The 20,041-nt window shown below is 71.5% G+C and carries 19 protein-coding genes; 5 read left to right on the top strand and 14 right to left on the bottom strand.

Annotated elements, in window-relative coordinates:
- Positions 1 to 16 precede the first annotated feature (16 nt).
- A complete protein-coding gene (locus AB5J55_RS11765; protein ID WP_369270612.1) occupies positions 17 to 1,972 on the top strand; it encodes a SpoIIE family protein phosphatase in 1,956 nt (651 codons plus the stop codon).
- 28 nt (positions 1,973 to 2,000) lie between these two features.
- A complete protein-coding gene (locus AB5J55_RS11760) occupies positions 2,001 to 2,357 on the top strand; it encodes a 5-carboxymethyl-2-hydroxymuconate Delta-isomerase (RefSeq protein ID WP_369270611.1) in 357 nt (118 codons plus the stop codon).
- A 30-nt stretch (positions 2,358 to 2,387) separates the two neighbouring features.
- On the opposite strand, the gene AB5J55_RS11755 is transcribed toward AB5J55_RS11760, so the two are convergent.
- The 5 genes from AB5J55_RS11755 to AB5J55_RS11735 all read right to left on the bottom strand — a co-directional run bounded on the left by AB5J55_RS11755 (position 2,388) and on the right by AB5J55_RS11735 (position 7,713).
- Complete coding sequence (locus tag AB5J55_RS11755) at positions 2,388 to 3,077, bottom strand: TetR/AcrR family transcriptional regulator (protein ID WP_369270610.1); 690 nt, start codon at positions 3,075 to 3,077, stop codon at positions 2,388 to 2,390.
- A gap of 56 nt (positions 3,078 to 3,133) precedes the next feature.
- Positions 3,134 to 4,159: a 2Fe-2S iron-sulfur cluster-binding protein gene (locus AB5J55_RS11750; RefSeq protein WP_369270609.1), complete on the bottom strand. Its 1,026-nt coding sequence runs from the start codon at positions 4,157 to 4,159 to the stop codon at positions 3,134 to 3,136.
- Positions 4,159 to 5,055: a metal-dependent hydrolase gene (locus tag AB5J55_RS11745; RefSeq protein ID WP_369270608.1), complete on the bottom strand. Its 897-nt coding sequence runs from the start codon at positions 5,053 to 5,055 to the stop codon at positions 4,159 to 4,161. The genes AB5J55_RS11750 and AB5J55_RS11745 overlap by 1 nt, the downstream gene beginning before the upstream one ends.
- 109 nt (positions 5,056 to 5,164) lie before the next feature.
- Positions 5,165 to 7,090, bottom strand: a complete 1,926-nt coding sequence (locus tag AB5J55_RS11740) for a hypothetical protein (RefSeq protein WP_369270607.1) — start codon at positions 7,088 to 7,090, stop codon at positions 5,165 to 5,167.
- A gap of 71 nt (positions 7,091 to 7,161) precedes the next feature.
- Positions 7,162 to 7,713: a tetratricopeptide repeat protein gene (locus tag AB5J55_RS11735; protein WP_369270606.1), complete on the bottom strand. Its 552-nt coding sequence runs from the start codon at positions 7,711 to 7,713 to the stop codon at positions 7,162 to 7,164.
- Positions 7,714 to 7,783: 70 nt separating this feature from the next.
- On the opposite strand from AB5J55_RS11735, the gene AB5J55_RS11730 reads away from it, so the two are divergent.
- On the top strand, positions 7,784 to 8,215 hold the full coding sequence (locus AB5J55_RS11730) for a hypothetical protein (RefSeq protein WP_369270605.1): 432 nt from the start codon (positions 7,784 to 7,786) through the stop codon (positions 8,213 to 8,215).
- A 74-nt stretch (positions 8,216 to 8,289) separates the two neighbouring features.
- Here the strand turns inward: AB5J55_RS11730 and AB5J55_RS11725 are convergent, their stop codons facing one another.
- The 8 genes from AB5J55_RS11725 to AB5J55_RS11690 form a co-directional block, all read right to left on the bottom strand.
- The gene (locus AB5J55_RS11725) at positions 8,290 to 9,849 is read right to left on the bottom strand and encodes a DUF1996 domain-containing protein (protein WP_369270604.1); all 1,560 of its coding nucleotides are present in this window, start codon (positions 9,847 to 9,849) and stop codon (positions 8,290 to 8,292) included.
- Positions 9,850 to 10,053: 204 nt separating this feature from the next.
- The gene (locus AB5J55_RS11720; RefSeq protein ID WP_369270603.1) at positions 10,054 to 10,707 is read right to left on the bottom strand and encodes a response regulator; all 654 of its coding nucleotides are present in this window, start codon (positions 10,705 to 10,707) and stop codon (positions 10,054 to 10,056) included.
- A complete protein-coding gene (locus AB5J55_RS11715) occupies positions 10,692 to 11,966 on the bottom strand; it encodes a sensor histidine kinase (protein ID WP_369270602.1) in 1,275 nt (424 codons plus the stop codon). Before AB5J55_RS11715 ends, AB5J55_RS11720 begins: the two co-directional genes overlap by 16 nt.
- A 51-nt stretch (positions 11,967 to 12,017) precedes the next feature.
- A complete protein-coding gene (locus AB5J55_RS11710) occupies positions 12,018 to 13,040 on the bottom strand; it encodes an NAD-dependent epimerase/dehydratase family protein (RefSeq protein WP_369270601.1) in 1,023 nt (340 codons plus the stop codon).
- Between the two features lie 83 nt (positions 13,041 to 13,123).
- Positions 13,124 to 13,669: a winged helix-turn-helix domain-containing protein gene (locus AB5J55_RS11705; RefSeq protein WP_328882114.1), complete on the bottom strand. Its 546-nt coding sequence runs from the start codon at positions 13,667 to 13,669 to the stop codon at positions 13,124 to 13,126.
- A 313-nt stretch (positions 13,670 to 13,982) separates the two neighbouring features.
- Positions 13,983 to 15,011 (bottom strand): glutamine synthetase, encoded by a 1,029-nt coding sequence (gene glnII, locus AB5J55_RS11700; RefSeq protein WP_369270600.1) that lies wholly within the window; start codon positions 15,009 to 15,011, stop codon positions 13,983 to 13,985.
- A 325-nt stretch (positions 15,012 to 15,336) separates the two neighbouring features.
- Positions 15,337 to 16,050 carry a hypothetical protein gene (locus AB5J55_RS11695; RefSeq protein WP_369270599.1) on the bottom strand — a complete coding sequence of 238 codons (714 nt, stop codon included), beginning with the start codon at positions 16,048 to 16,050 and terminating at the stop codon, positions 15,337 to 15,339.
- 131 nt (positions 16,051 to 16,181) lie between these two features.
- Complete coding sequence (locus AB5J55_RS11690; RefSeq protein WP_369270598.1) at positions 16,182 to 16,547, bottom strand: arsenate reductase family protein; 366 nt, start codon at positions 16,545 to 16,547, stop codon at positions 16,182 to 16,184.
- Positions 16,548 to 16,767: 220 nt separating this feature from the next.
- On the opposite strand from AB5J55_RS11690, the gene AB5J55_RS11685 reads away from it, so the two are divergent.
- Positions 16,768 to 17,076 (top strand): hypothetical protein, encoded by a 309-nt coding sequence (locus AB5J55_RS11685; RefSeq protein WP_369270597.1) that lies wholly within the window; start codon positions 16,768 to 16,770, stop codon positions 17,074 to 17,076.
- A 57-nt stretch (positions 17,077 to 17,133) separates the two neighbouring features.
- Here AB5J55_RS11685 and AB5J55_RS11680 read toward each other — a convergent pair whose 3' ends face one another.
- Positions 17,134 to 18,324, bottom strand: coding sequence for a winged helix DNA-binding domain-containing protein (locus AB5J55_RS11680; protein ID WP_369270596.1), 1,191 nt, complete (start codon positions 18,322 to 18,324; stop codon positions 17,134 to 17,136).
- A 339-nt stretch (positions 18,325 to 18,663) separates the two neighbouring features.
- Here AB5J55_RS11680 and AB5J55_RS11675 point away from each other — a divergent pair, with 339 nt between their 5' ends.
- Complete coding sequence (locus AB5J55_RS11675) at positions 18,664 to 20,013, top strand: DUF2252 domain-containing protein (RefSeq protein ID WP_369276161.1); 1,350 nt, start codon at positions 18,664 to 18,666, stop codon at positions 20,011 to 20,013.
- The last annotated feature ends 28 nt before the right edge of the window (positions 20,014 to 20,041 follow it).

The following is a 20,041-nucleotide window of genomic DNA, read 5'->3' as shown; positions in this document are numbered from 1 at the left end:
CCAAGGGCTCCCGACGATGGACGGTTTCGGCAAGCAGTCGGGCACGACCGTGATGGTCGTCGACGACGTCTCGACCAACCGCTTCGCCATGGGCGCCGTGCTGCGCCGCGCGGGCCATGACGTCGTACCGGTCGCGAGCGCGGGGGAGGCGTTGAACGAGCTCGACATACGGCTGCGCGCGGGCGCCCTGCCCGACGTGGCCCTCGTCGACGTGGGGCTGCCGGACATGAGCGGCTTCGAACTGTGCCGCCTGGTCAAGGCCCGGCCGTCCATGGCCGCGCTGCCCGTCGTCCACTTCTCCGCCATGGCTGTGGACCCGGGGGACCGGTGCCGGGGCCTCGACGCGGGCGCCGACGCCTACCTGACCGTGCCGGCCGAGCCGAGCGAGATCGAGGCCGTCGTACGGGCCGCCGTGCGCGGGGCGCGGCGGCGCAGCGCGGCCGAGGTGCTCGCGCACCGGCTGACGCTGCTGTCGGAGGCGATCGTCACCGTGCAGACCGCGCGCTGTCTGGGGGAGCTGGCCGACGCCGCCGCCGCGGGCACGGCCCGGCTCACCGGAACGCCCGCCGTCGTCTTCGTCATCGGCCCGGGCGGCGAGCCGCACTGGGGCAGTTCCCTGCGTCTGCCCCGGGGCGACGGCTTCGCCCGTCCGGCGGGCACCCCCACCGCACTGCCCGACACCGCGCCGCAGGTCGCAGCGGCACGCCTGATCACCCGGATCGCGGAGGGCCGGACCGGGCGGACCGGGGTGCACAGCACGACCGTGCCCGCCTCACTGTGGCCCGCAGGCTTCTTCCGGCCCGGCGTGCGAGAAGACGCCCGCCTGGTCCTGGCGTTCACCGAGGAGGGCCGCACGTCGGTGTGCGTCGCCATGCCGGTACCGCCGGCCGCCGTACCGCTCCCGGCCCCGCCGTCGGCCCGGCGCCCGCAGACCGGGCCACGCACCGAACCGATTGCGGCGTACGACCGCCTCGCGTCCCGGGCCCCGCAGGCCGGGGTGCTCGCCGAGCCGATCCCGGTGTACGTCCCCTTCGCGGCTCATCGCCCGGGGCCCGAACTGCTCGCCGAGCCGATGCCCGCGTACGACCCCCTCACGCCCCGGCGCCGGCACAACGGGGTACCCGCCGCGCCGATGCCGGCGTACGACCCCCTGGCGGCCCGGCGCCCGCCGACCGCACCGGTCCCCGGCCCGGACTCGGGTGACGACGCCCTCCTCGCCCGGCTCGCCCAGGCCACCGCACTCGCCGCCGAGCCGCTGCTGATGTACCAGGCAGAGCGGCAGATCGCGCTCACCCTGCAGCACAGCTTCCTGCCCCAGCCGTACCGGCTGCCCGCGCTGCCCGGCGTGAAGGTCGTCGTCCGGTACGTCCCCGCGTCCCGGCAGGCCGAGATCGGCGGGGACTTCTACGCCGCCCTGCGCACCCGCGAGGGGGTGCTCACCGCGGTCGGGGACGTCGTCGGGCACTCGCTGGACGCGGCCACCGTCATGGTCGAGATCCGGCACGCGCTGCGTGCCTACTGCGTCGAGGAGAGCGACCCGGGCGTGCTGGCCGGACGGCTCGACCGGATGCTCGTGCACTACCACCCCGACGTCACCGCCACGGTCTGCCTGACCCTGGTCGACCCCGGCACCGGACGCGGCCGTATCGCCAACGCGGGCCACATCCCGCCGCTGGTGGTGCGGGACGGGGGCGGCGCCGAGTACGTCCCCGTGGACGGTCCGCTGCTCGGCCTCGGCCTTCGGCGGCCGAAGCCCACCGAGCTGGTGCTGACCCCGGCCGACCGTCTGCTCATGGTCACCGACGGCCTGATCGAGAGCCGCGGCATCGACCTCGACGTCTCCCTGAAGCAGCTCCGTACGGCCGCCGCCGATGCCCCGCCCGGCGTGGACGCACTGTGCGACACCCTGCTGGACCACTTCGGACGGGACCATGAGGACGACATCGCGATGCTGGCGCTGCGGTTAGGGTGAGCGCTGCCGACCCAGAACAGGAGTGCTCATGCCGCAGATCACCGTCGACTACTCGGAACAGCTGGCGGACGACTTCGACCGGCCCGGCTTCGCTCGGGCGCTGCACACCGCCGTGGTCGAGATCGCGGCCGCCAAGCCGCCCGCGTGCAAGACGCAGTTCCGCCGGACCGAGAACACCACCGTCGGCGACGACACCGACGGACACGGCGTCGTGCACGTCACCATGGGCCTGCTGGCCGGTCGTACGGACGAGACGAAGGCCAGGCTCACCGAGACCGTCCTGGAGTTGGTGCGGCAGCACCTGAAGCCGGCCGACGGGCTCGCGCTGCACGTGTCCGCCGAGGTCCGCGACCTCGACCCCTCCTACCGCAAGTTCGAGAGCTGAGCCGTCGGTCGGGGTCCGCTCAGGAACCGCTCAGGACGCCAGGGCGATCAGCCGGGTCACCAGGTCGCCGAACGGCCCGTCGCCCGGCTCGTCCTTGAGCATGCTGCGCAGCAGCCCGCTCATCTCCTCGTCGTACGCCGCGCTCACCGCCGCGAGCGCGGCGAAGTCGTGCACGAGCTGGACCTCCAGCTCGCCGCGCGGAATGCGGCGCCCGTCCAGCCAGATCAGCGCCGTCGACTCGGCGAGCGAGATCCAGGAACGGATCACGAGTTCCAGGCGCGCGGGCGGATTCTCCACGCGCAGATGCGAAAGGATTTGGACATACGCGGCCTGCCGCACGGAGTCGATGAGCGCGTTCGTCGCCGTCGAGCCGACGGCCGGACCGCCCCGCATCAGCGCCGAGAAACCCGGGCCGTGCTCGTCGACGAAGTCGAAGAAGCGGCGCATCACCCGCAGCAGCCGCGCCCCCAGCGGCCCGTCCGGCGGCTCGACGAAACGACCCGCCAGTTCGTCCGAGGCACGCTTCAACGCGGCCTCGTACAGGCTGAGTTTGCCGGGAAAGTAGTGATAGACCAACGGGCGCGAGATGCCTGCGGCCGACGCTATCTCGTCAATGGAGACGTCGTCGGGCGAGCGCTGGCTGAACAGTTCGAGGGCGACGCCGATCAACTGCTGCCGTCGCTCCTCGACTCCCATTCTTCGGCGTACCCCGGTAGTCATGCGAACACCTTACCGATCGAATCAGGCCTGGAACGGCCCGGACCGATCGTCGGCGTTCACAGATCCAGTACGAGCCGATCACCCCGCGCCCGCGACACACAGATCAGCATGGAGTCGGACCGCTCCGCGTCGGTCAGCAGCTCGTCCCGGTGGTCCACCTCACCCTCCAGCACCCGCTGTTGGCAGGTCCCGCAGAAGCCCTGTTCACAGGAGTAGGCGGTGTCGGGCAACTGCGCGCGAACGGCGGCCAGTACGGTCGAGTCGGCGGGGACGGTCAACGTCCGCTTGCTGCGCCGGAGTTCGACCTCGAAGGCACCGCCCGCCGAGGAGCGGGGCGTGAACCGCTCCAGGTGGACGCCCGGATGCCGCTCCTCCACCGCGGCCATCAGTCCCTCCGGGCCACAGCAGTAGACGGCGGCCCCGTCGGGCACGTCCGCGAGGAGGGCGCCGAGATCAGGGATGCCCTCCACGACGGTCACCCGGTCTCCGGCGCCCAGCTTCTCGACCTCCTCCAGGAACGGCATCGAGGCACGGTCACGTCCGCAGTACAGCAGCCTCCACTCGACGCCGTCGGGCAGCGTCCGCAGCATCGGCAGGATCGGCGTGATCCCGATGCCGCCCGCGACGAACACGTACGACGAGGCCGCCACCAGCGGGAACCGGTTCCGCGGCCCCCGCACCTCCAGCTCCATTCCCTCCCGCACCTGCTCGTGCACCTCACGCGAGCCGCCCCGCCCGTCCGGGACCAGCCTGGTCGCCACCGTGTACGACGAGGTGTCCTCCGGGTCGCCGCACAGCGAGTACTGCCGCACGAGGCCCGACGGCAGCACGACGTCTAGATGCGCGCCGGGCTCCCAGCGCGGCAAGTCGTGCCCCTCCAGCCGTAGTTGCACGACCCCTTCGGCGACCTCTTCGTGCGAGGTCACCAGCAGGCGCAGCGCCCGCGACCGGGGTCGCCCGGAGGTCGGCTCCTCAAGGGCGGGCATCGGCCACAGCGGCGAGACCTGGATCCGGTGCCGCATCGCCCGCCGGGCCAGCAGGGCGGCACCGGCGACGACGGCGAGGGTACGGAGCTTCGGCATCAGGCGGCACCCTTCGCGGACTTCTCGGCGGTCTCGGCGGCCAGCGCGGCGGGGGAGGAGGCCAGATAGGCGACGGCCTGCTCGGTGGAGCCCTCCTGGGAGGGGTGGTAAGTCCGGCTCAGATAGCGGGGGATGGACCTGAGCATGTCCCCGGTCGAGGGGAGCGTGCCCCGCCTGCCCCGGACGTAGAAGTCCTTGAAGCTTGCGCGGCCGTCCAGCAGCGTCGGGTCGTTCTCCATGAAGAAGCGCGACCCGCGCTGCCACAGGAAGACGAGAGCGGTGAACGCCGTAGCCCAGGTCCGCACCCGCCGCCGGTAGCCCCCGTCGACGTGCATGAACAGGTCGAACGCGACCGACCGGTGCTCGACCTCCTCGGCACCGTGCCAGCGCAGCAGGTCCAGCATGGTCGGGTCGGCGCCCCTGCGGTCCAGTTCCTCGGCGTTGAGCACCCAGTCGCCGAGGAAGGCGGTGTAGTGCTCGATGGCCGCGATGATCGCCACCCGCTCCATCAGCCACCAGCGGCGCGCGCGGCCCGGCGGCAGCGTGCGGTCGCCGAGCAGCTTCTCGAAGAACCAGTCGACCTGTGCGGTGTACGGCGTCGGGTCGAGCCCCTGCTCCCGCAGATGCGGCAGCACCTCGTCATGGGCCTGCGAGTGCATGGCCTCCTGACCGATGAACCCGATGACGTCCTCGCGGAGCCGCTCGTCCCGGATGTACGGCAGCACCTGCTTGTAGACGTGCACGAACCAACGCTCACCGGCGGGCAGGAGCAGATGCAGCACGTTGATGGTGTGCGTGGTGAACGGATCGCCGGGCACCCAGTGCAGCGGCGTGGAGTCCCAGGAGAAGGACACCTTGCGGGCCTTGAGGGGTATCCGGTCCTGCGTGTTAGACATGGCGTCAATGTACTGACGGGTAGGGCCGTGGTGAACCCTTGTGCACGGCCCTATTTACATTTCTGTCAGCAAGGCCCGGATCTCACCGGGGTCTCACCGGATCGGGGTCTCACTGGAGCCCGTTGATCGAGCGCCCGCTCTCCAGCGTGCCCTTCAACTCGGCCTGCGCGCCCTGCTTGGTCCGCACGGCCAGTTGGCTGCCCTCGGCGCTGCCGCGGACCCCGCCGGTGGCCCGGATCGACTCCGTGTCCCGGGTGCCGGCCGCCAGCAGATACCAGCTGCCCGCCTGCGCCTTCCACAACACACCGGCCAGCACATGGGGATCGCGCTGTCCGCACGCCGGCACGTTCTGGGCCTTCGCCACCACTGCCGCCTGCGGCGTGCCCGGCGTCCGGAACTGGGCCAGCACCCGCTCCCCGCCGCCCCGCCAGGTCTCGGCGCGCGTGCACACCCAGTCCGCCGTGCCGGTCCCGTCGGGAAGCGTCTGCTGTGCGAACGACCAGGCGTTGACCGTCCGTACGCCCGCGGAGCGCAGCGCGCCCAGCCAGCAGGAGTACGGCGCCCAGGTGTGCAGGGCCTGCGCGCCGGTCACGTCCTTGGACGCCCCGGGGCGGCCGGTGGTGAGGCGGGCCGGGACCAGTTCGGCGAGGTCGGTCAGCAGCCGGGCGCCAACGCTGTCGGTCACCTGCAGGGCGTTCCACGAGGAGCACGTGCCGGTCTGCTGGGTGGCGGGGCTCGCCATCGGCGAGGTGACACCCTCGGTCACGGTGAGGTCCATCGCTCCCGCGCCCGGCTTCAGCAGGTCCCGCTCGGCCGCGCCCTTCACCCAGGGCGCCATCAGATAGCGGACGTTGCCGTCGGCCCGGCTCAGCACCACCGCGCTCGCCTCCGCCCTGGTCGCGTTGTCGACGCGGGAGAAGTCCAGGGCGGCACCGGCCGTGCCGTCCGTCGGCTCGGCGTAGCGGGCGATGCGCAGACCGTCGTAGAGGATCACCACGCGCGCGGTGTCGACGGTCCCCGCGTACAGCAGCTGCGGTGCCCCGGCCGGGCCGCCCGACGGTGTGCCGGGCGTCGCGGAGACCGTGACCTTCTCGCCGGGGCGGGCCCAGACGGCGAGTGCGCGGCGCAGCAGGGCCGTGTCGCCGGTGAGGTCGCCGCGCGGGGGCCACACCGAGAAGTCGGTGCGGGCGGCGGACTGCCAGGCCAGCGGCGGAACCTTCGTCAGCTGGGCCGGGTCGAGGGCGGCCTCGGCCGCCGGGTTCTGCGCGTACGAGGGGGCGGCGGGGCCGTCGGGGCCCCACCCCTCGCCGGGCAGGCCGAGCAGTGCACCGCACACGAGGAGGGCGGCCCCGGCGGCCAGCGCGGCCTTCGTGTGCTGCCTGCGCCGCATCAGGTCGGTGGGCCGGGCCTGGAGGGAGCAGGGGTCGAACTCGGGGGATTCGAGCAGCGCGGCCTGCGCCGGGACGGTGTCGGCCTCCTCCAGCGCGTCGTCCACGTCCTCGACGTCGGCCGCCGACAGGATGTCGCGCACCTCGCCGTCCGCGAGCTTCTCCAGGCCGCGCAGGACGTAGGCCGCCCGTGCCGGGCCGGACAGCGCCGACAACTGCTGGTCCAGGGCGAGCTCGTCGGCGCCGCCCGACCGGGGGAAGAGGCGCAGGCCCCAGACCTGGGGCAGCAGGGGTGGCAGCTGGGAGCGCTTGGGCCAGGCCGCGCGCCGCAGCGGCAGGCCCGCCTCCAGCGCCGTACGCAGGACCCGGAGCCGCAGGAAGGCGTACCCGGGGTCGCTGTCGCGGCCCGTCGACTGGGCCGGGATCGCGGGCGTCGCCGCCGTCCGGCCGCGGGGCAGCGCGCGCTGGGTGAGGGAGTGCGCGGTCACCACGCGCCGGTTGCGGCCGAGGCTCGGCGGCAGTACCAGGTAGGCGAGCCGGACGAGCCGCGGGTAGTGCTCGACGAGCGCGGCCTCGGCCCGCTCGACGTCGACGACCGGCTCGGCCGGGGCGGGTGCGGGGCGCGGGGCGACATCCTGTGACTGCACGTTCAGCAGAACGAGCGAATCGTCGGTTGGTCACCGCCGCGCGGCACCGCCCGGCGCGAGGCCGTGTCCGCTCAGTCGTCGGACTCCAGCAGCGCGCGCGCGTAGTTCCCCATCGAGCGCTGGTAGCGCGGCAGATGGGGGGCGAGGGCGCCCAGTGCCAGGGACAGGCCCTCGCGATCACGTCCGAGGCTCGACAGGCACAGCGCCAGCGTCGCCCGTACCGCGTCGTCCAGTTCGTCGGAGGGGGCGTCCAGCTCGGGCGTCAGCAGCTTGACGCCCTCCTCGGCCTGCCCGACGTTCCGCAGCGAGCTGGACAGCTGGATCTTGGCGCGCCGGCCCTTGTAGCCGCTCAGCCCGCCCGCGAGAGCCTCCCGGTACAGCGGCACCGCCTTGTCCGAGTGGCCAGTCGAGTCCCAGGCGCACGCCTGCTCGAAGGGGCCCAGCGGGCTGTCGTCGGGCAGCTCGGCGACGAGGGCGTCGATGACGGCGCGGAAGTCGGCGGCCGCCTCCTCGGGGTAGCTGTCGAAGGTTGCCCATGCGGCGGTCACGCGATCTTCCCAGTCCTTGTCCACCGAGCCACACTCGCACACCCGTGCCCGTGAGAGCCTCTGATTTGAGCGCATCGCACACCACAGCCGTATGGGAGACGAGGGCCCCCGTCGGGGCTCTGTGCGGCATGGACCGGAGGAACCGATGACATTGACCCGACCGATGCTCGCGCTGACCGGCGCGGTGGCGGTGCTCGCGCTGGCCGGCTGTGGCTCCGGCGGCGACAAGGAGGCCGAGGTGCCGAAGACGGCGACCGGCAGCCTGGAGCATCTGGCGGCCATGGCGAAGTGCGACCCGAACATGCAGACCGACGCGGACGAGATCCGCCAGGCCATCTGCAAGACCGGCAAGGACAAGTACATCCTCGCCACCTTCGCCACGGACCGCGGCCAGGCCGAGTGGCTGAGTGGTGCGAAGGACTACGGCGGCTACTACCTCGTCGGCCGCAAGTGGGTCGCCGTGGGCCAGGAGAACACGGTCACGACGCTGCAGAGCAAACTGGGCGGGACCATGGAGGAGGGTTCCGCGCACATGAACCCCGGTGGCAGTCACAACAAGGGCGGCCACCACAGCTGACCGCGCGGACCCGGACGGACGAAGGCCGGCGGTGGGAATTCCCACCGCCGGCCTTCGTTACCGGTTCAGGGCTGCTACTGGCAGTCCTGGCCGCTGTTGATGCAGTCGACCATCTCGTTCATCGTGTTCTCGTCGAAGAAGTTGATGAAGTCGTTGTGGTCGGTGATCGCCTTGTGCAGCTGGTCCGGGAAGGAGTCCACCGCGAAGGCGTTCTGGACCTGTCCGTCCTGGATCTGCGGGGCCTGGACGTCGTAGACCAGGCGGACCTGGAGCTGGGGAATCGCCTGGAAACCGTTGGCGCAGGTGCCGTCGCCCTGGACGAACGCCACGTGCGTGCGGTGGTTGGCGCTGTCGATGTTCTGACCGTCCCAGCAGCTCTGGAAGTTGGACGTGCGCACCACGGAGCTGCCCTCGGGGCAGATCGGGAGCTTGTCGTGCAGCTGGACCTGGTCCTCGAAGCCGGTGCAGCTCCAGTTCGCGTTGGCGTTGTTGTTGCCGTTCACGAAGGACTTGGCGTCACCGGTGATGATGCGCAGGGCCTGCGGCATCGCGACGACATCGCTCGTCTTGTTGCCGACGAACTTCAGCTGTGCCTCGCTGGGCTCGACGATCGTGCCGACGTTGCCGTCCTGACCGCCACCGGGCGCGTTCGCGTCGATGTCGTTCTGACCGTCCTGAATACGCAGCACCGGCCAGAAGTACGACGACCGGTCACCCTGGTTCTGGCAGGTGGTGTCGCCGTTCGCCAGGTCCTGGTCGCTCGCGAAAGCGTTGTTGGCCTGGTTGCCGACGTAGTCGTGCTGGTGCTGCGCACCGTTGCTGACACCGGGGGCGACGATCACGTTGTCCGAGTTGCGGTTCTCGTTCTCGTTGGTACCGCAGTTCGTGGTGAAGCTGCCGGTCGAGCCGCTGTCCCCGTTCGCGGGGAGGCCGTTCGCGCCGACGCCCAGCTGGGCGCTGCCCTGGACCTGCGTGATGTCGACGAAGTCGTCCGCCGACGGGCCGTTGCCGGCCTGACCGCCGTTGCCGCCCTGGTCCTGTCCGCCGCCGTCCTGGCCGCCCTGGTCCTGACCGTCCTGGTTCTGGTCCTGACCGTCGTTGTTCTGGTCCTGACCGTCCTGGTTCTGGTCGCCGTCCTGCTGGCCGTCGTTGGTCTGCGGCTGCTCGGCCGGGACGCCCTGGCACTGGGCCAGCTGGTCCAGGTTCTGCGGGCGCTGGCCGCCGGCCCGGTTGATGTTGATACCGATCCGGTCGAGCGTGGCCACACGCTTGGACTTCAGCGGGCCGAGGATGGCGTTGTTGACGTAGTTGGCGTCCCCCGCCTGGGCCTGCCGCGTCTCGGCGAGACGCTTGTAGGCATCCGTGACCTGCCTGTCCAGCAGCGCCAGCTCCTTGGCGACGCCCCTGCGCGCGCTCCTCGGCACCTTCGTCAGCTTCTGGCCGACATCAGGGCAGTTGATCGTCGCGACCCGGGCATTCGTGGACTTCGTCTGGTTCCACCCAGAGTTGTCCTCGTGCGCCGAGGCATAGAAGTTGGCCCATACAAGCCCGCCCCCACCGAGCGCTAGGGCTGCCGATGCGGCAATGGCCTTGGTGGCCAGCGGCGTACGGCGTTTTCTTGTGTTGCGTCCCATGGAACTCCTCTGACTTCCTTTTTCGGGGGCATCGAGGGCGCCCGACAGGAGTGAAGCGGCTCCCTTTGATACGGGGGTCGTCCCAGGGGTGTTCAGCCGTCCCGGAAATTGTTGAGAGATTCGTGAGAACGCTGTGTGCTCAACCGCCTCTGAAATACCGGCAGTTGTTGATCCCGCACGGCGGGTGAATTGCCACGTCCGTTTTCACCGGCCGTGGTCGAGATACGCGAGAACCGCCAGCACGCGACGGTTGTCGTCGTCCGACACCTCCAGGCCCAGTTTGGCGAAGATATTGGCGGTGTGCTTGGCGATCGCCCGTTCCGTGACGACCAGCCGCTCGGCGATCGCCGCGTTCGTCCGCCCCTGAGCCATCAGCTCCAGCACCTCCGTCTCGCGGGGCGTGAGCCGCGCCAGCGGCTGGTCGTCGGCCGCGCGCCGGGACAGCAACTGCTGGATCACCTGCGGGTCCATCGCCGTGCCGCCCGTCGCGACCCGCCGTACGGCGTCCACGAACTGGTCCGCGTCGAAGACCCGGTCCTTCAGCAGATACCCCACCCCGCCGCTGCCGTCGGCGAGCAACTCCCGCGCGTACAGCTGCTCCACATGCTGCGAGAGAACCAGCACCGGCAGACCGGGCTTCCTCCTGCGGGCCTCCAGCGCGCACTGCAGCCCCTCGTCGGTGTGCGTCGGCGGCAGGCGTACGTCGACGACGGCGACATCCGGCTCCAGCTCGGCCAGCGCGCGGGCCAGCTCGGGGCCCGTCTCCACGGCCGCTGCGATCTCGAAGTCGTAGGCCTGCAGAAGCCGGACCAGGCCGTCGCGCAGCAGGAACAGGTCTTCGGCTAGGACAACGCGCAAGGGATCTCCATGGTGACCATGGTGGGACCGCCCGCGGGGCTGCTGACGGCCAGGACGCCGTCGAATGTACCCAGTCGCCGCTCGATTCCGGCGAGCCCCGAACCGGTCCCGATCACCGCACCGCCCCTGCCGTTGTCGGTGACGGTGATGCGCAGCCTTCCCTCCGTGTGGTGCACGTCGATCCAGATCCGGTCGGCGTCCGCGTGCTTGACGGCGTTGGTGAGCACCTCACTGACCGCGAAGTACGCCGCCGACTCCACCGGCGCCTCGGCCCGCCCGGACAGCTCCACGTTCACCTCGGAGGTGACCGGCAGCCGCAGCGCCAACGCCCGTACGGCGTCGCCCAGTCCGCGCTCGGCGAGCACGGGCGGGTGGATGCCGCGCACGAGGTCGCGCAGTTCGTCGAGCGCGTCGGCGGAGGACCGGCGGGCCTGCGCGACGAGCTGCTTGGCCTTCTCCGGGTCCTTGTCGACCAGCATCTCGATGGTCCCGAGATCCATGCCCATCGCCACCAGCCGCGCCTGCGCCCCGTCGTGCAGATCCCGTTCGATGCGGCGCAGTTCGGCGGCGGAGGTGTCTACGGCGTCCTGACGGGTTTCCGTCAACACCCGTACGCGCTCGGCAAGTTCTCCCTGGCCGGCGCCGAGAACGGCGCGGGTCAGCTGGAAGTGGACCTGGAGCAGGCGCGGCGTGTAGAAGTGCGCGACGAAGAGCAGGCCGAGGCCGAGGGCGGCGGCGCCGAGCGCGGACGCCTGCCCGGTGACCGGCACGAAGCCGTACCAGTACCCGTCGGGCAGGACCCGCCACAGTCCCGCCGCGATCGCGAACCCCTCCAGCGGATAGAAGAGCAGCACGGCCGGCAGCAGCGCGGTGACGAACCCCGCCGTCATGTCGACCGGCAGCCACCTCAGGTCCCGCCAGGTCGCCGGGTCGCCCAGCATCCCGAAGGTGCGGGCCCACGGGTTGGCGTCCTTCGGCAGCGGCCGGTACGCCGGCGGAATCCGTACCCCGCCCCACTCGGCCGCGAGGACCCGCCGCCAGTCGGCGAACGCCCGTACCCCCGTCAGCACCCAGGGTGTCGTGACGATGCCGACGCCGATGGGGATGAGCGCTATGGACACGAGGGACAGGACGAAGCACAGAACGGCGCCCGGCAGCGAGACCAGGGCCAGCGCCAGCCCCCGTACGGCCGCGAGTCCCATGCCCCGCGCCCGTGTCCGCTGGTCGCCGCCGGTGCCGCTCTTCGTGTCGTAGGTCATGGCGTCAGTCTCACGCAGCCGGCGGCGCGGGTCACTGGGCCGGGGCCCCGGTCAGGGGGTGGTGCCAGATACACCCCCGCCCGCGAGGACCTTGGCCTCCACCTCCGGGTCGAGCCCTTTCGCCGTCCGGTCCGTCCGCTGGGGTGCTGTGCCGCCGATGTCCTGGAGCCAGGCCCAGGTGTCGGCGACGGTCTCCTCGACCGGCCGGCACCGCAGTCCCGTCGCGACCGCCCGCGACACGTCGGCGGCGTGCAGCGCGTCGTGCATGTCGGTGCCCGGCGGCACCCACACCGGCAACTGCGTCCACGGCTCGATGCCCGCGTCGAGGATCACCTCGGGCTCGGTCCACCGCAGTTGCGCCGTAGCGCCGCCGGCAGCCGCACACGCGTCGAGGAACGTGCCCATGGTGGCGTGCCCCTGCGGGCTCATCAGGTTGTACGGCCCGCTCAACTCCTGCTCCGCCGCGCCCAGGATCCAGTCCGCGAGATCACGGACGTCGGCATACTGCAGCGGCAGGTCCCGCGGCCCCGGCGCCAGTACGGGCCCGCCACGGGCCATCCGGGTCAGCCACCACGGCAGCCTGCCGACGTTCTCGTACGGGCCGATGAGCAGCCCTGCCCGCACGAGCACCGAACGGTCCGCCCCGAACTCCTCGACGACGGCCAGTTCCCCGCCCCGCTTGTCCCGCGGGTAGTCGGTGTGCTCGGCACCGGCCTCCGCACCCTCGACCAGCGGCGCGTTCTCGTCGTAGCCCGCGGGCGGGGCCCACGCGTACACCGAGCAGCTCGACACGTACACATACCGCCCGGCGCGGCCCCGCAGCAGCCGCGCCGTGTCCCGTACGGCACGCGGCGCGGCCGACCAGGTGTCCACGACGACGTCCCAGTCGCCCTCCGCATCGGCGAGGGCGGCGAGCCCGTCGGGCGCGGTGCGGTCACCGTGCAGCGACCGCACCCCGGCCGGCGGCTCGTGCCGCCCCCGGTGGAAGACGGTCACGTCCCAGCCGCGCCCCAGGGCCGCCTCCACGACGGCCCGCCCCGCGAACTCCGTACCACCCAGCATCAGAAGCCTCATACGGCCGACTCTGCACGGTACGGGCGCGGGATGGAACAGGACTCTGCCGTCAGCAGAAGATCAGGGGAGGCGGCCGTGACGGCTCAGCGCCCGACCGGCGGGGTGTACTTGTATCCCACCCGCCGCACCGTGCGGATGGTGTCCCGGTGCTCGGCGCCCAGCTTGCGGCGCAGCCGGGCGATGTGGACGTCGACGGTACGGCCGTCGCCCACGTGCCCGTATCCCCACACCGTGGTGACCAGCTGGTCGCGGGTGTGCACGCGATGGGGGTTGGCCACCAGATGGGCGAGCAGCTCGAACTCCAGGTAGGTGAGGTCGAGTTCCCGCCCGTCGACCGCGGCGGTACGCCGGACTGCGTCGACACTGACGAGCGGGTCCCCGCCGGTGTCGGGGACCGGCGCGACGGGCGGCTGCTGGTCGGCCGGGACGAGCACCAGGTAGCCGATCATCGGCGGCTGCCCCGGGAGCGTGGGCAGGGAGTGCGGGGGAGCGGGCAGCCAGGTGGCGCCCGGCGGCAGCAGGTCCGCGACGTCGATCACCTCGTCCCGGTCCACGGCACGCAGATGATGCCGCGAACCGTTCGGGGAGGTGAGCGTGGCGGCGGTGGACAGAGAACGAGTGGTCGCCATGAGAGGTCAGCTCTTTCGCGCGAGAGGTCCGTTGGGAAGACGTACGTCGTTTCGCGCTGGCCGAAGGCCGGAAGGTTACGGCTTTACAGGGCCCGCGCGTTCACCGCGCGGCAACACACCCGGTCGAAGTCGTGGTGCTGACGGGAAGGCCAGAAGGGCTCGAGGTCACGGCGACCCGTCGCGGAGTACTTCTGGAAGCTGGCCATGGCCCCATTGAAGCAGACACTTGCCCGCGACGGGACCCTCGTCTCATCAGATGCGAAGGGGCGCCCACCGTCCCGGTGGGCGCCCCTTCGGGAACTACTGGGCACGATCAGACCTGGCCGGCCTTCTCGAGCGCGGAGCAGCAGGTGTCGACGAGCAGACGGGTCACGACGTACGGGTCGACGTTGGCGTTGGGACGCCGGTCCTCGATGTACCCCTTGCCGTCCTTCTCGACCTGCCACGGGATACGAACCGAGGCACCACGGTTCGACACACCGTAGGAGTACTCGTTCCACGGGGCGGTCTCGTGCAGACCGGTCAGGCGGTCGTCGATGCCGGCGCCGTAGTTCTTGACGTGGTCGAGCGGCTTGGAGCCCTCACCGAGCGACTCGCACGCGGTGATGATCGCGTCGTAGCCCTCGCGCATCGCCTTGGTGGAGAAGTTGGTGTGCGCACCGGCACCGTTCCAGTCGCCCTTCACCGGCTTCGGGTCCAGCGTCGCGGCGACACCGAAGTCCTCGGCGGTGCGGTAGAGCAGCCAGCGGGCCACCCACAGCTGGTCCGACACCAAGAGCGGGGCCAGCGGGCCGACCTGGAACTCCCACTGGCCGGGCATGACCTCGGCGTTGATGCCGGAGATGCCCAGGCCCGCGGCGAGGCAGTTCTCCAGGTGCGCCTCGACGACGTCACGGCCGAAGATCTCGTCGGCGCCGACACCGCAGTAGTAGCCGCCCTGCGGCGCGGGGAAGCCACCCTTGGGGAAGCCGAGCGGGTAGCCGTCCTGGAAGAACGTGTACTCCTGCTCGATACCGAAGATCGGCTCCTGGGCGGCGAACTTCTCCGCGACCTCGACGAGCGCGGCACGCGTGTTGCTGGCGTGCGGCGTCATGTCGATGTTCAGGACCTCGCACAGGACCAGGATGTCGTCCCCGCCGCGGATCGGGTCCGGGCAGGAGAAGACCGGCTTGAGCACGCAGTCCGAGGCGTGACCCTCGGCCTGGTTCGTGGAGGACCCGTCGAAGCCCCAGATCGGCAGCTCGGCACCCTTGGCGTCATCGGCCAGAATCTTGGTCTTCGAACGGAGCTTGGCCGTCGGCTCGGTGCCGTCGATCCAGATGTACTCAGCCTTGAAGCTCACGGGCCACATCCTTCGGGGGTGGGTCTAGGCGCGTATTGCGGGCGCTGCGGCGCTGCGGCACTGGGGCGCCGCGCTACAGGAGCTTGTCAACAGGCGATTTCCCGGCCATTGCTCGAATGTGAACCCCGTGTTACCTGGTGTTGGTGTGGCCCGTTTCACGCTGTGAGCGCCCATCCGCGGCATCCGGGGCAGCCGGGACGGAGTACACGGCCGACTCGTATGCGATGGGAGTGAACGAAGCACCCGCAGCCACACGCACGCGGGCCCTGCCGCTCGTGGCCGCGAGCAGCAGGACCCAGACACGTACGAGGTGACTAGCGGAGCCTCACCCCACCTTCTCGATCAGCGCCCGGCGAATGAGGAACTTGCCGGGCTCCCGCACCTGCTCGAAGGCCGCGTTGTTGAGCAGCGCACAGCTGCCGGAGACCGAGGTGACCTCCACCGTCGTGGACTTGTTGTTGTCCAGGTTGGTGACCTTCAGCTTCGTACCGGCCGGGAACTGGTTGCTGGACGCGGCCGGCGCCCCGCCCTCGCCGGAGAGGGTGACGGTCGACCCGTTGCAGACCTGCTGCCCCGATGCCGCGGCACCGCCGCCGTCCCCCGCGTTGCCGGCCTCCCCGGCACCCGCGTTCCCGGCATCCCCGGCACCCGCGTCACCGGCACCCGCGTCACCGGCACCCCCCGCGGGAGCGCTCGGCGCCGGCTGCGAAGCCTGGGAGTCCTGAGCCGACTCCCCAACCCCACACCCGGACGCCTCCTGCTGGACCTTGATCTGTGCGATGACCGCCTCACGGTTGGCGATCCGCGCCTCGGACTGCGCGTCCGGATTGGCCCGTTGTCCCTCGATGAACCGCTCGTTGTTGCCGAGGGCGGTGGCGAGGCCCTGACAGACCGTCGACTCCGCGGCGGACTTGACGGTCGGCGTCTGCGAGGCGTTCGAGGTGCTCGCCATGACGAAGGCGCCGCCTCCCGCCACTGTCGCCGCACTCAGCAACAGCGCGAGCTTCTTCTTCGTGCTGACAGTTCTCCTACGCGACATCGCGCCTCCTGAAGAGCTAGGGGAGCGTACGTCGCTATGTACGAGATGCCGAACGAAGTTACTCAGTGGTCACGGGAGTTGGCCCAAGTAACCTGCGTCACATCCTGCCTGAGGACTCGTCAGTTCACCCGTCAGCCCTCCCGGGACAGGGCGTCCCGCACGGCGTCATCGGTGCGCGCGACAACGGCCGTACCGTCCTCCGCGGTGATGATCGGCCGCTGGATCAGCTTTGGATGCTCGGCCAGGGCCTTGACCCACCGCTCCCGAGAACCGGCGTCCCGAGCCCACGCCTTGACGCCGAGCTCCTTGGCGACGGCCTCCTGGGTCCGCGTGATGTCCCACGGCTCCAGCCCCAGCCGATCGAGCACCTCCCGGATCTCGTCCTCGCTGGGCACGTCCTCCAGATAGCGGCGGACGGTGTACTCGGCCCCCTCGGCGTCGAGCAACGTGAGGGCGCTACGGCACTTGCTGCAGGCCGGATTGATCCAGATCTCCATGCCGCTCACCGTATCCCGAGTCACCCGTGTTCGAATTTCCCGGCGTCTCACGCACACCTCCCGAACCCGGCGTGACGTGACACCAATTTCATTGCTGACCAGGGGATTTCATGGACGTCCGGCACCCCCCGATTGTCAGTGCCAGGCACTAAACTGGAGTCAGTGTTCGAGAGCGTCGCCGGGAACCCGACCGGCGCTCCACCGCGACAGGAGGATGCCTGTGCCCGCTGCCGCACTGAAGGCGAAGCCCACCCAGTCCACCGCCAAGCACCCGGTCCTGCTCGACCTGCCGTACGCGCCCGTGGAGAAGCGGCCGCTGCCGCCGGGCCGTCCGCGCGAGTGGTACGTCACCCACAACCGCCGCCTCAAGGCCCTGCGCCTGGCGATCGCCCTGCTCGACTCGGGCGTCCTTATGCCGAACCAGGCCCGCAACGAGACGATCCGAAGCACCGCGCAGACGATCGGCGTCCACCCACCGTCGGACACGACGTGCCACATGGTGCGGGCGCTCATGAGGTACTCGAGGTAGACAGCGCAGCCGGGTGCCCTCAATGTCGAGGGCACCCGGAAAACCCGGAACAGTCCCTTACGCAGACAACTCCCGCTCCAGCGGCGTCCGGAACCGAGGCGTCACCCGGGCCGCCCCCATCCACCCCTGCAACGCCTCCGCCTCCACGGCGACCGCGGCCTCCACCGCCCGCCGCTCCGCACCCCCCAGATCCTCGAGCAACCGCCAGACGATCTCCCCGTCCCGGCGCTGGGCCCACCCGCCCACCACCCGCCCGTTCCACCACACCGTCGGCCCCACGTTGCCGCTCCGGTCGAACAGCGACGGCCACAGTCCCGGCGCCAGATACCACTCCCGCCGCTGCCACCCCATCGCCGTGGGGTCGAGCCCCGGCAGCAACGCCGCCCACGGCTCCGCGGGCCCGTCCACCGGGCCGTCGTCGCCGTCGAGGACGTACCCCGTCCCGTCGTCCAGGGCCACGGCCCGCGCCCCGATCGCCGCGAGCGCCCGGCGCACCTCGGTGACCCGCCACCCCGTCCACCACTTCAGGTCGGTCTCCGTCGCGGGTCCGCACGCCGCAAGCCAGCGCCGGACCAGCTCCGCCTGCGCCCCGGCCACGTCCAGCTCGGGATGCTCGGGTGCCACCGCCCACCGGAACTGCGAGGACGTCCAGGAGCCCAGCGGCCGCCCCCGCACGACCTTCCCCTCAACGCCCAGCACCCGCAGCAGCCGCGTCGAAACGGTGTGCACGCCCTCGTAGCTCTTCCCGGCCCCGTACACGAACTGCTCGCGCAACCGCGGCTCGTCCCGGGCGAGTTCGGCCGCCGTCGCCTGTCCGCGCCGCGCCAGCGCGGCCAGCGCCGACTCCTCGACCTCGGCCAGCCAGGCCGCGTCCGGCGCCCCCGCCGCAGCCATGTGCTTGACCAGCGTGGCCCGCTCCCGGGCGGCCACCGCGAGGCCGGTCGAGGCGTGCACGACGGCCGTCAGCCCGGTGGGGAACACGAACACGGTGTGCCGCATGCCGTGCATCCGGACCAGCGCCCGCTCCTCGTACAGGGCCCGCTCGGTCTCCGCGACGGTCTTCGCGGGCTCCGCCAGCCGCGCCCCCACGGCCAGGTACACGGTCGCCGGATCGGTGCCGTGCAGCGCTACCAGGGACTCGGCGACGTCCTCCGGCCGCCCGGCCCGAGCCGCCCCCGCCAGCCGATGCCGCAACCCCAGCCGGGCCCGCCGCTCGGCCACCCCGATGTACCGCAGCCCGTCACCCATCCCGGCCTCCACCCGTCATGCCGTCACACCGCCAGTGCCTGCATCTTCCCGGACCCCACCGCACCGACAACGGCCCTCGCGCCGATCACGCCCCCGGGCCCGCCCGACCGCCCGAGACACAAACGCCCCGTCACCCGATTGCCGTACCCGGCATGCAGACACCCCCGGTCCCGCCTTCACTGCGATCAGGAGGGTGATGAACCGGGTGCCCGGCTGAAGAACCGGGGGACGGACCGGGTGGCGGACTTCGCCCGAGCAGGCGGCGGCAGCGGGAGGTGTGATGGGCAGGCGTGGCATACGGCGGCCGGTGCACGGGACGGCCGTGGACGGAATCGTGTCCTGGTGACGACCCTGACGCCCGCCGAGCGGGCCGGCCGCGGCAAGGCCGCCCGCAAGCACGTGTCCCGCTCCGCCCACGCCGCCTGGGTCCCCTCCGTCGACCGGCCCGACCCCGTCGCCGTACTGGAACGCCAGGGCCGCGACCGGCTGCCGGAACTGCTGCCGATCAGGTACGGCCGGATGACGGCGTCCCCGCTCGCCTTCCTGCGCGGTGCCGCCGCGGTGATGGCAGCCGACCTTGCCGCCGCCCCGCACACCGGCCTCACCGTGCAGCTGTGCGGCGACGCCCACCTGCTCAACTTCGGCCTGTACGCCTCCCCGGAGCACTCCCTGCTGTTCGACCTGAACGACTTCGACGAGACGTTCTGCGGTCCGTTCGAGTGGGACGTGAAACGGCTCGCCGCCTCGGTCGCCGTGGCCGCCCGCGAGATCGGCCACCCGGACGCCAAGGCCGGCCGCGCGGCCCTGGAGGCCGTGACCGCGTACCGCACCACCATCCGGCGGCTGGCCCAGCTCGGCGAGCTCGCCGTCTGGCACACGCGCATCGACGGCCGGCAGCTCCTGCCCCTGGTCCGCTCCACCCGCGACCGCCGCCGCATCGAGGCCAGCCTCGGCCGTGCCCGCCGCCGCACCAGCATGCGGGGCTTCGACAGGCTGACCGAGATCGTCGACGGACGCCGGCGCATCATCCACGACCCGCCGCTCCTCGAACGCGCCGGCACCTCCGACATGGCCGCACTGCGCAAGATCTTCAGCGACTACCGCTCGACGCTCTCCGAGGAGCGCCGCCTGCTCCTCGACCGCTACCGCTTCGTGGACGCCGCCCGCAAGGTCGTCGGCGTCGGCAGCGTCGGACTGCGCTGCTTCATCGTGCTGCTCGCCGGACGGGACACCGACGACCCGCTGTTCCTCCAGATCAAGGAGGCCCGGCCGTCCGTACTGGAGGAACACCTGCCGAGCGGGCCCTACGTTCACCCCGGCCATCGCGTCGTCGCGGGCCAGCGTCTGATGCAGGCGACCGGTGACATCTTCCTCGGCTGGATGTCGGGGCCGCAGGGCCGTGCCTTCTACTGGCGCCAGCTGCGCGACATGAAGGGCTCCACGGACGTCGCCGGCATGAGCCCGGAGGACCTCCTCGCCTACGCCCGCCTGTGCGGCACCACCCTCGCCCGCGCCCACGCCCGCTCGGGCGACCGCATCGCCATCGCCGGCTACCTCGGCGGCGCCGACACCTTCGACCGCGCGGTCACCGATTTTGCCCTCGCCTACGCGAACCAGACGCTCAGCGACCACACGGCCCTGGGCGCGGCCGTCGGCGCCGGGGTGGTCAGGGCGGCGCCGGGGGTCTGAGGACCCCAGCCGTAAGGCCCGGGCGGCG

It is taken from the genome of Streptomyces sp. R11 (genome assembly GCF_041051905.1).
Taxonomy (GTDB): domain Bacteria; phylum Actinomycetota; class Actinomycetes; order Streptomycetales; family Streptomycetaceae; genus Streptomyces.
Note: the sequence above shows the minus strand (reverse complement) of the source record. Positions and strands in the feature narration are given on the sequence as shown.

Bases quoted from the DNA above. Each gene is read 5' to 3' on its own strand.
- AB5J55_RS11765 (WP_369270612.1), top strand. From the start codon at position 17: ATGGACGGTTTCGGCAAGCAGTCGGGCACGACCGTGATGGTCGTCGAC.
- AB5J55_RS11760 (WP_369270611.1), top strand. From the start codon at position 2,001: ATGCCGCAGATCACCGTCGACTACTCGGAACAGCTGGCGGACGACTTC.
- AB5J55_RS11755 (WP_369270610.1), bottom strand. From the start codon at position 3,077: ATGACTACCGGGGTACGCCGAAGAATGGGAGTCGAGGAGCGACGGCAG.
- AB5J55_RS11750 (WP_369270609.1), bottom strand. From the start codon at position 4,159: ATGCCGAAGCTCCGTACCCTCGCCGTCGTCGCCGGTGCCGCCCTGCTG.
- AB5J55_RS11745 (WP_369270608.1), bottom strand. From the start codon at position 5,055: ATGTCTAACACGCAGGACCGGATACCCCTCAAGGCCCGCAAGGTGTCC.
- AB5J55_RS11735 (WP_369270606.1), bottom strand. From the start codon at position 7,713: ATGCGCTCAAATCAGAGGCTCTCACGGGCACGGGTGTGCGAGTGTGGC.
- AB5J55_RS11730 (WP_369270605.1), top strand. From the start codon at position 7,784: ATGACATTGACCCGACCGATGCTCGCGCTGACCGGCGCGGTGGCGGTG.
- AB5J55_RS11725 (WP_369270604.1), bottom strand. From the start codon at position 9,849: ATGGGACGCAACACAAGAAAACGCCGTACGCCGCTGGCCACCAAGGCC.
- AB5J55_RS11715 (WP_369270602.1), bottom strand. From the start codon at position 11,966: ATGACCTACGACACGAAGAGCGGCACCGGCGGCGACCAGCGGACACGG.
- AB5J55_RS11710 (WP_369270601.1), bottom strand. From the start codon at position 13,040: ATGAGGCTTCTGATGCTGGGTGGTACGGAGTTCGCGGGGCGGGCCGTC.
- AB5J55_RS11705 (WP_328882114.1), bottom strand. From the start codon at position 13,669: ATGGCGACCACTCGTTCTCTGTCCACCGCCGCCACGCTCACCTCCCCG.
- AB5J55_RS11695 (WP_369270599.1), bottom strand. From the start codon at position 16,050: ATGTCGCGTAGGAGAACTGTCAGCACGAAGAAGAAGCTCGCGCTGTTG.
- AB5J55_RS11690 (WP_369270598.1), bottom strand. From the start codon at position 16,547: ATGGAGATCTGGATCAATCCGGCCTGCAGCAAGTGCCGTAGCGCCCTC.
- AB5J55_RS11680 (WP_369270596.1), bottom strand. From the start codon at position 18,324: ATGGGTGACGGGCTGCGGTACATCGGGGTGGCCGAGCGGCGGGCCCGG.